Below are 9330 nucleotides of genomic sequence, written 5' to 3'. Positions count from 1 at the left end.
GTGTAATCGTCATGCTGATTAATTCAGCATCTTTAAGATTAACATTTGTGCAGTAATTTTTAACCCTCTTGTAACATCTTACCCTTTACGCTTGTCTAAAAAAGAAAAAACATGGAGAAACCACTCATCACTATAAAAGAAATTGGCCGTAAATATGTTATTGGATCTGAAGTGATTCACGCTTTAAAATCAGTTTCTTTAGATATTAATAAAGGCGAATTCGTAGCATTGATGGGCCCATCTGGTTCCGGTAAATCAACCCTGATGAATATTTTAGGCTGTTTAGATACACCCTCAAGCGGAACCTATGTTTTAAATGGAACCAATGTGAGTCACATGAGTGATGATGCCTTGGCAGAAGTGCGCAACCAGGAAATCGGCTTCGTTTTTCAAACCTTTAACTTATTGCCACGTTCAACATCTTTAGATAATGTTGCCTTACCTTTAATTTATGCTGGAACAAGTAAAAAGGACAGGGATGCAAGAGCAGCTAAAGCATTAGAAAATGTAGGCTTAGGCAATCGTATGGATCATAAGCCAAATGAACTATCGGGCGGTCAACGTCAACGTGTGGCCGTAGCCAGGGCTTTGATCAATAATCCATCTATTATTTTGGCCGATGAGCCAACAGGTAACTTAGATACCAAAACATCAATTGAAATAATGGGCCTGCTTGAAGAAATCCACAGTAAAGGAAACACCATTATTCTGGTTACGCACGAGGAAGATATTGCGCAGCATGCTCACCGTATTGTACGTATGCGTGATGGCTTGATTGAAAACGATTATTTAAATACAGATGTAAAAAATGTATCTCCACGTTTACAGGCTTTGAATGATACTGGCAGCGATTGGGAGAAAATTAATTAAGGCTTAAGGTATAAGGTTTAAGGCGTAAGGTTTTACCCTAAACCTTCTACCTTTTACCTTCAACCTTTCTAAATGAAAATCTACACTAAAACTGGCGATAAGGGCAAAACATCACTCATTGGTGGTACCCGTGTACCTAAATATCATTTACGTATCGAAACCTATGGAACTGTTGACGAGTTAAATTCGCACATAGGTTTAATTATGTGCCAGGATATTGAGGCGCACGACCAGAAGCTATTAAAAGAAATTCAGGATAGGTTATTTACTATTGGTTCATCGCTTGCAGCAGACCCTGAAACATCTAAAATGAAGATCCCCGATCTGCACGATACTGATATTACCTTGTTGGAAAATGAGATGGATCTGATGAACGAAAAGCTGCCTGCTTTAAAACATTTTGTTTTACCTGGCGGAAATACTGTCGTTTCTTACTGCCATATTGCTAGATGTGTTTGTAGAAGGGCAGAACGACTCACAGTTGAACTTGCAGAAAATAGCTTTGTAGATGAGCGTGTAACAGTTTATTTGAATCGTTTAAGCGATTATTTATTCGTTTTGGCACGAAAACTGACCGTGTATTTTAAGACGGAAGAAAATATTTGGATTCCGCGGGTTTAATAGTGGAAAAATAAGTTTGTTTTGCTCAAAAATTTTAATATACTTTGCGCAATAATAAGAACAAGAATTTAATTGAATTGACGATATGTATTGGACATTAGAATTAGCATCGCACTTGGAAGACGCACCATGGCCTGCAACTAAAGACGAATTAATTGATTATGGTATCCGCTCTGGTGCCCCAGTAGAAGTAATTGAAAACTTACAGGCATTAGAAGATGATGGCGAACCTTATGAAACCATTGAGGAAATTTGGCCAGATTACCCAACTAAAGAAGATTTCTTCTTTAACGAGGACGAATACTAAACATTAGAAACTATAAAAAACCTTCCAGCTAAACTGGGAGGTTTTTTTTATGCTTTCATTTCCCATACTATTCGTCATACCGATAAAATAATTACATTTTTTAAACAAAAGTGAAAAGCCAAGTGTTAATACACCAATAATATAACATTGCTAAAAAATTAACACTATGGGAAATTTATTGTATTTAGTCGCAGTAGTATTGGTAATACTCTGGGTGATCGGATTTATATTTCACGGCTTCGGAGACGTTGGCGGTATAATCCACGTTTTATTGGTAATCGCAGTTATTGCAATTCTGCTTAAAGTAATTGGACGGGCAGCGTAAAAAAAATATATCGCACCGATATTCATTGGTTTAGAAGTAGGGGACGCTTTGAAATGGATGGATTAAAAAAGGAGTTTCATTTTTGAAACTCCTTTTTATATTTTTAATTTTTTAACAACAATTCGGCAAGTTCAAGATCAATAGGATAGGTAATTTTAATATTTCCTCTTTCTCCTTCGATGATATTAATCTCATAACCAATAGATTCTACCACGCTTGCGTCATCTGTAAAATGAGCGTCGAACTCTTGGTTGTAAGCTTCTTTAAGAATGCTAAGGCTAAAAGTTTGTGGCGTTTGTACTAAATAGATCTCATCGCGTTTTAATGCCGCTGTTTTATCGTCTCTAAGCAAGCGTACGCTATCGCTTGATTGTACGGCTGCAATAACGTTTCCCTGTAGCTCAGCTTCATTAAAACAGTTGTCGATAAGAGATTTGGAAACGAGCGGACGAACGGCATCGTGAATGGCAACATAACTTTCTTCTTCGATAGCATGGATTGCATTTTTCACAGAGTGAAAACGCTCCGTGCCGCCATCGATAACCTGGTGTGGTACATGGAAATTAAATTCCTCACATAACCGAGTCCAGTAAGCTTGTTGATCTTTGTTTAGAACCAATAAAATTTTAGGTTGGGTATCACTTTGTGCAAAAGCTTTTATGGTATGCATCAAAACCGGAAGGTTTTTGAGCAGTAGAAATTGTTTTGGGGTTTCCGTTTGCATCCGATTGCCAGAACCGCCTGCTACAATTATAGCGTAGTATTTCATGTTTTAAGATGTGAGATTATAGATTTGAGATATGAGACTTGGTTTAACTCAAATCTCATATCTCAATACTCAAATCTATATAATTAGCATGGCATCGCCATAGCTGTAAAATTTATATTTTTCTTTTACTGCAACTTCGTAAGCATTCATTACGTTCTCATATCCGCCAAATGCACTTACCATCATCAATAAAGTAGATTCTGGGGTGTGGAAATTGGTAATCATTGAGTTTGCAATACTGAAATCGTAAGGAGGGAAGATAAACTTACTGGTCCAATCGTTAGCCGATTTTAATGTTCTGTTAGCAGAAACAGCCGATTCGATAGCACGCATTGAAGTAGTACCTACCGCGCAGATTTTTCTTTTTTCCTCTAAAGCTTTGTTTACAATGTTTGCATCTTTTTGCTCGATAATAAATTGCTCAGAATCCATTTTGTGTTTGGTTAAGTCTTCAACCTCAACAGTTCTGAAAGTTCCTAAACCAACGTGTAAAGTTACTTCTGCAAATTCTATACCTTTAAGTTCAAGACGTTTCATCAACTCACGACTAAAGTGTAAACCAGCAGTTGGAGCAGCTACAGCACCTTCGTGCTTAGCAAAAATGGTTTGATAACGTTCTTTATCTTCAGCAGTAGCTTTGCGTTTAATGTATTTAGGAAGTGGAGTTTCACCTAAAATTTCAACGTTTTTTCTAAATTCTTCGTCAGTACCTTCAAATAGGAAACGGATGGTACGGCCACGTGATGTGGTGTTGTCTACAACCTCAGCAACCAATAAATCGTCGTCGCCAAAATATAATTTATTACCTACACGGATTTTACGTGGTGCAAAAATACGAATTTAATTTTTCTTTTTCGTATTTTATCAAACGCAATTTATGTATATTATGTTTTAATCAATTTAAATCAAATAATACAGGGCGATTAATGCATTGTAGACATAAAATTAATTAGTTTTGAAGATAAGCTGTAACCTTTTGAAAAGCTTTGCATCTAACCTTTAATTATGATAATCTTTAGGCTAATAGGCGAGAGTTTCCGTTTTGCATTTGATGCGTTGCGCCAGAATAAATTACGCACCATGTTATCGCTTTTGGCTATAACAATCGGTATTTTTACCATCATTGCTGTATTCTCTGCAGTAGATACCTTTCGCGGTAAATTGCAGTCCAGTGTAGATAAACTGGGTTCCAATACTATTTATATTCAAAAATGGCCTTGGAGTTTTGGTGATAATTACCCTTGGTGGAAATATATGAACCGCCCTCAGCCTTCATTGCGCGATTTTGAAGCCCTCCGCGAGAGAATTGAAAATGCACAAGGCGTTACATTCGAAATATCAACTAACGATAGGACGATCAAATACAGAAGTAACTCAGTAGAAGGGATTTCGGTATGGGCAGCATCGCACGATTTTAATAAGACCTGGAATTTCGAGCTTCAGGACGGCCGGTATTTTACCGAAAATGAGAGTAAAAACGGCTCACCTGTTTGTATTTTAGGTTCTGATATAGCCGACGGGCTTTTTGATGGAGGTGCGCCAGTAGGTAAACAGGTACAGATTTTAGGAAGAAGATTAACTGTTGTTGGTGTTTTCAAAAAAGAAGGAGAAGATATGTTAGGTACCTCTCTTGATAAAAACGTAAATATTCCGATTGCTTTTGCGAAAGGTGTTTTAGATATCCAAAGCGAGCGTTATGGTCCACAGATTACAGTTCGTGGTAAGGATAATGTGAATTTAGAAGAGGTAGAAAGCGAATTGAAAGGTTTAATGCGCTCCATCCACAGGATCAGACCTGGCCAGGAAGAAGATTTTGCACTAAATAAAACCACCATTATTTCTAACCAGTTAGATTCGATGTTTAAAATGGTAAATATTGCCGGTTGGGTAATTGGTGGGTTTTCGATCCTGGTTGGTGGTTTCAGTATTGCCAATATCATGTTCGTATCGGTTAAGGAACGTACCAATATTATCGGCATCCAAAAATCGCTGGGTGCAAAAAACTATTTTATCCTGCTTCAATTCATATTCGAATCGATTTCGCTTTGTATTTTAGGTGGTTTGCTGGGTTTATTACTGGTCTTTCTGCTCGCCCTGGGGATTGGTGCGGCCACAGATTTTCATATTATACTGGGCTTGAACAATATTGCCTTAGGTATTGGCATATCAATAATCATCGGCACTATCTCTGGTTTTTGGCCAGCATATTCAGCATCAAGGTTAGACCCGGTAGAGGCGATTAGAAGTTAATTTGCAGTTAACGGTTTCTGGTTTTCAGTTGCAATGCCCTTAGTTGATAAACCTTATTGCAGTGGAAAGCCCGCAGCGCAGCGAGGAATGTAACGGAAAGAAGGACTGAATTTTCCGATGAAATGCTTGCTTTCGTTTCCAAAAACCATATCGTCATTTCGAGGGGTAATTTATTTTATAAAAATCAATATGAGTGACGTTTAATTGATTTCTTTTGCCCTAAGGCGCGGTCTTGCCTCGGCTCGCCGCCACCGAAGGGCTCTTTCTTTTTGGCATCAAAAAGAAGCAAAAAATGCCGGCTGAAAATTTTTCTTTCGAAGCTAGTGGGTTGGCTTGATGAGTGCGGCCCGAAAAATTTGTTAGGCCGGGTTTAAGTACAACGGGGATACCGTGGTGAGGCCTAGTTGGGCGGAAACACAAAATCGGTTAAAATGTTGATTATTAGTAGTTATGTAAAATAACGTCAATGGTAGCGGAGTGCAACGCAGTCGAGAACCCGAAGGCTCAGCGAAGCTAAATCTGTTGCAATAGATCTCTCTCCCGAAAATTCGGGACTGAGCTTCAGTCGAGATGACGAACCTTTTTTTCTTGAGATAACGGTAATATAAATAAAAAACCCATGTTAAACTTAATTAACATGGATTTTTATGATGATATTGCTAACCGCAAACGGTTAACTGAAAACTTGTTAGGCTAACTTACCTAAAGCTTCTTTAATTCTTCTTAATGCTTCAACCAAACTCTCGTCAGATGCTGCATAAGATAAACGGATGTAGTTGTTGTTACCAAACGAATCGCCACCAACAGTTGCTACGTGACCAACGTTTAATAGATATAAAGCCAGGTCTGAAGAATCTTTAATTACATTTCCGTCAGCATCTTTTTTACCGAAGAACGAACTGATTTCTGGAAAAAAGTAGAAAGCACCATCAGGAAGATTTGTTTTTACACCTGGGATTTCGTTTAATAAATTGTAAACCAATTCTCTACGGCGCAAAAATGCTTCTTTCATTTCTAAAACACTGGCTAAACCTTGCTCGTAAGCAACAATTCCTGCTCTTTGCGCAATAGAACAGGTTCCAGAAGTGGTTTGTCCCTGTAATTTATCGTTAGCTGCTGCAATTTCTTTATTAGCGGCAATATAACCTAATCTCCAGCCTGTCATGGCGAAAGCCTTAGAGAAACCGTTAACAATGATTACACGGTCTTTAATGCTGTCGAATTGAGCAATAGACTCATGTTTATCAACAAAGTTAATATGCTCATAAATCTCATCAGATAAGATGTAGATATTAGGGTGTTTTTCGAAAACGGCAACCAGCGCTGCTAATTCTTCTTTACTATAAACCGAACCTGTTGGGTTACATGGCGAAGAAAACATGAATAATTTCGATTTCGGCGTAATGGCTGCTTCTAATTGCGCAGGAGTGATTTTGAAATCACTTTCAATATCGGTATCGATAAAAACAGATTTTCCTTCTGCAAGGGTTACCATTTCTGAGTAAGAAACCCAGTAAGGAGTAGGGATGATTACTTCATCATCAGGATCAATCAAAGTTAAAATAACATTCGATAAAGATTGTTTTGCACCTGTTGAAACCACGATCTGAGAAATATCATAGTCCAGGTTGTTTTCTGTTTTTAGCTTGTTTACGATTGCCTGGCGCAGGTCTGGATAGCCCGGTACCGGCGAATAACGTGTATAATTTTCATCTAATGCCTTTTTAGCTGCATTTTTTACGTGATCGGGTGTATTGAAATCGGGTTCACCAACGCTTAAACTAATGATGTTAATGCCCTTAGACGCTAGCTCGCGACCAAGTTTGGTCATTTTAAGGGTTGCGGATTCAGATAGACTGTTGATTCTTTTGGATAAGGTGCTCATGGTTAATTACTTTGAGCGCAAATATATAAACCAAATATTATTCTGCACTAAAAAAGACATAGTTTTTCTCATTTAATTTATTCGATAAGCGTATTTTTGAAAAAAATATCCTGGTGTCGGTAAAAAAGAAAGCTATAATAATTTCTCTGGTGGTGAGTGTGGTGCTGATGTTGGCCAAGTTTGTTGCGTACTTTATTACGGGATCAAACGCCATCTTAACAGACGCAGCAGAGAGTATTGTAAATGTAATAGCAGGGAGTTTTGCCTTTTATAGCATTTACCTAAGCACACAACCCCGCGACGAAAATCATCCTTATGGACATGGAAAAGTTGAGTTTTTCTCGGCTTTTGTAGAAGGGATATTGATTTTGATCGCAGGAGTGGTTATTATTTTCAAATCTTCGTACAACCTTATCTATCCTCATTTGGTAGGGGAACTATTAACAGGAACGCTGATTATTGGCATCACGGGCCTGATTAATCTGATTGTGGGCCTATACCTCATCAATGTAGGTAAAGATGAGCATTCGGTTACATTGCAGGCTGATGGTAAACATTTGTTAACTGATACCTACACCAGCGCGGCGATTGTTGTTGGTTTAATATTAATTCAGCTAACAAATATTATTTGGCTAGATAGCCTGCTTTCTTTTTTGGTAGGTTTTTACATTGTTTATTCTGGTTATAAACTTACCCGTGGTTCGGTGGGTGGATTAATGGATGAAAGTGATTTTACACTTGTTGAAGAAGTAGTAGATGTTTTACAAAAGAACAGGCACAACCCATGGATTGATGTGCACAACCTGCGTACCCAGCAATATGGCCCTGAATTTCATATCGATTGCCATGTAACATTGCCTTATTATTTTGACTTAAATAAAGTTCACCGCGAAATCTCGCAGATTGATGAACTGATCAATAAAAACGGCTTTCGCAAAGCAGAACTCTTTATTCATGCAGATCCATGCTTGCCTGAATGTTGCCATTATTGCCACATGAGTGAATGCCCAGTGAGGGCAGAGGCCTTTAAAAAGGAAATTGTATGGACACCAGAAATAGTAATTAAAAATAAAAAGCATTTCGAAAATGAGCTACTTTAATGTTAGGGTCTATGGATTGTTAATTAACCAAAATAATGAGGTTTTGGTAAGTGATGAGGAAGAATATGGCTTTCGTTTCAGTAAGTTTCCAGGTGGCGGTTTAGAACTTGGCGAAGGATTAATCGATGGATTAAAACGTGAGTTTGTGGAAGAATGCGATGCTGAAATTGAAGTATTATCTCATTTTTATACTACAGATTTTTTTGAAAAATCGTCATTTAACGATAGCCAGGTAATTAGTGTGTATTATATTGTTAAAGAAAAAGCTCCTTTGCAGCTGACCTTTAAAGATGTTATTTACGATTTCGATGGAGAAGGTGAAATTCTTCAGGCTTTCAGGTGGGTGAAAATTGAAGATTTAAATATTGAGGATATTACCTTTAAAACAGATAAAACCGTAGGCCAACTTCTAAAAAATCAATATTCAGTTATATTATAATCATGATGCCCGATTCGTCCAAACTCCATACTCCAGATTCTAAACTCAACTTAACTGAACGCGATCAAAAGGTAATCTGGCATCCCTATACCCAAATGAAAAATGCACTTCCTCATATCCCAATTATTAGGGGCGAGGGGGTATACGTTTTTGATGAGGATGGTAAACGGTATATCGATGCGGTTTCATCCTGGTGGGTGAACATTCATGGTCATTCACACCCTTATATTGCACAAAAAGTAGCCGAACAGCTCAATGTGCTTGAACATGTGATTTTTGCAGGTTTTACGCACGAGCCCGCTGTGCTACTTGCAGAAAGGCTTTTACCTATATTGCCTGGCAAACAGGATAAAGTTTTTTATACCGATAACGGATCAACAGCAGTAGAGGTAGCCTTAAAAATGTGCCTGCAGTACTGGGACAATAAGGGCACGCCAAAAACGAAGATTTTAGCCTTTAAAAATGCCTATCATGGCGATACTTTTGGCGCCATGTCTGTTAGCGGCCGCAGTATTTTTACCGATGCTTTTAACAGTCTATTGTTTGATGTCGAGTTTATCGATCTGCCAAACGAAAATAACATCTCATATCTAACATCTCATATCTCGAATCTTAAAGATACCGCTTGTTTTATCTTCGAACCACTCATTCTAGGATCGGGCGGGATGTTGATGTACGAAGCTAAATATTTGGATCAACTTTTATCTGCCTGTAAAGATGCAGCAATTTTAACCATTGCTGATGAAGTGATGACAGGTTTCGGT

General features: G+C 38.0%; 10 protein-coding genes and 1 pseudogene. 8 read left to right on the top strand and 3 right to left on the bottom strand.

Features of this window, described 5'->3' with window-relative positions:
- Positions 1 to 111 precede the first annotated feature (111 nt).
- From AC1DND_RS17315 to AC1DND_RS17300, 4 genes are all read left to right on the top strand, one after another.
- Entirely contained in the window at positions 112 to 870 is a 759-nt protein-coding gene (locus AC1DND_RS17315) for an ABC transporter ATP-binding protein (RefSeq protein ID WP_477583484.1), read from the top strand.
- A 72-nt stretch (positions 871 to 942) separates the two neighbouring features.
- The gene (locus AC1DND_RS17310; protein WP_477583482.1) at positions 943 to 1491 is read left to right on the top strand and encodes a cob(I)yrinic acid a,c-diamide adenosyltransferase; all 549 of its coding nucleotides are present in this window, start codon (positions 943 to 945) and stop codon (positions 1489 to 1491) included.
- 85 nt (positions 1492 to 1576) lie between these two features.
- Positions 1577 to 1798 (top strand): DUF2795 domain-containing protein, encoded by a 222-nt coding sequence (locus tag AC1DND_RS17305; RefSeq protein WP_010603503.1) that lies wholly within the window; start codon positions 1577 to 1579, stop codon positions 1796 to 1798.
- 166 nt (positions 1799 to 1964) lie between these two features.
- Entirely contained in the window at positions 1965 to 2123 is a 159-nt protein-coding gene (locus AC1DND_RS17300; protein ID WP_139180130.1) for a lmo0937 family membrane protein, read from the top strand.
- A gap of 103 nt (positions 2124 to 2226) precedes the next feature.
- Here the strand turns inward: AC1DND_RS17300 and AC1DND_RS17295 are convergent, their stop codons facing one another.
- On the bottom strand, positions 2227 to 2892 hold the full coding sequence (locus AC1DND_RS17295; protein WP_477583480.1) for a 2-C-methyl-D-erythritol 4-phosphate cytidylyltransferase: 666 nt from the start codon (positions 2890 to 2892) through the stop codon (positions 2227 to 2229).
- 75 nt (positions 2893 to 2967) lie between these two features.
- Positions 2968 to 3714 (bottom strand): annotated as a pseudogene (gene queA / locus AC1DND_RS17290) (tRNA preQ1(34) S-adenosylmethionine ribosyltransferase-isomerase QueA); the annotation flags it as partial.
- Between the two features lie 183 nt (positions 3715 to 3897).
- Here queA and AC1DND_RS17285 point away from each other — a divergent pair.
- The gene (locus tag AC1DND_RS17285) at positions 3898 to 5142 is read left to right on the top strand and encodes an ABC transporter permease (RefSeq protein ID WP_215127580.1); all 1245 of its coding nucleotides are present in this window, start codon (positions 3898 to 3900) and stop codon (positions 5140 to 5142) included.
- Positions 5143 to 5830: 688 nt separating this feature from the next.
- Here the strand turns inward: AC1DND_RS17285 and AC1DND_RS17280 are convergent.
- On the bottom strand, positions 5831 to 7027 hold the full coding sequence (locus AC1DND_RS17280) for a pyridoxal phosphate-dependent aminotransferase (RefSeq protein WP_209435043.1): 1197 nt from the start codon (positions 7025 to 7027) through the stop codon (positions 5831 to 5833).
- A gap of 113 nt (positions 7028 to 7140) precedes the next feature.
- On the opposite strand from AC1DND_RS17280, the gene AC1DND_RS17275 reads away from it, so the two are divergent.
- From AC1DND_RS17275 to AC1DND_RS17265, 3 genes are all read left to right on the top strand, one after another.
- Complete coding sequence (locus AC1DND_RS17275) at positions 7141 to 8127, top strand: cation diffusion facilitator family transporter (protein WP_131031170.1); 987 nt, start codon at positions 7141 to 7143, stop codon at positions 8125 to 8127.
- Positions 8114 to 8566 carry an NUDIX domain-containing protein gene (locus tag AC1DND_RS17270; RefSeq protein ID WP_477583478.1) on the top strand — a complete coding sequence of 151 codons (453 nt, stop codon included), beginning with the start codon at positions 8114 to 8116 and terminating at the stop codon, positions 8564 to 8566. Before AC1DND_RS17275 ends, AC1DND_RS17270 begins: the two co-directional genes overlap by 14 nt.
- A 2-nt stretch (positions 8567 to 8568) precedes the next feature.
- Positions 8569 to 9330: aminotransferase class III-fold pyridoxal phosphate-dependent enzyme (locus tag AC1DND_RS17265; RefSeq protein ID WP_477583476.1), on the top strand; the 762-nt coding region annotated here is incomplete at its 3' end.

This window comes from Pedobacter sp. 01N416 (genome assembly GCF_056399685.1).
This window is presented reverse-complemented; position numbering and strand designations above follow the sequence as displayed.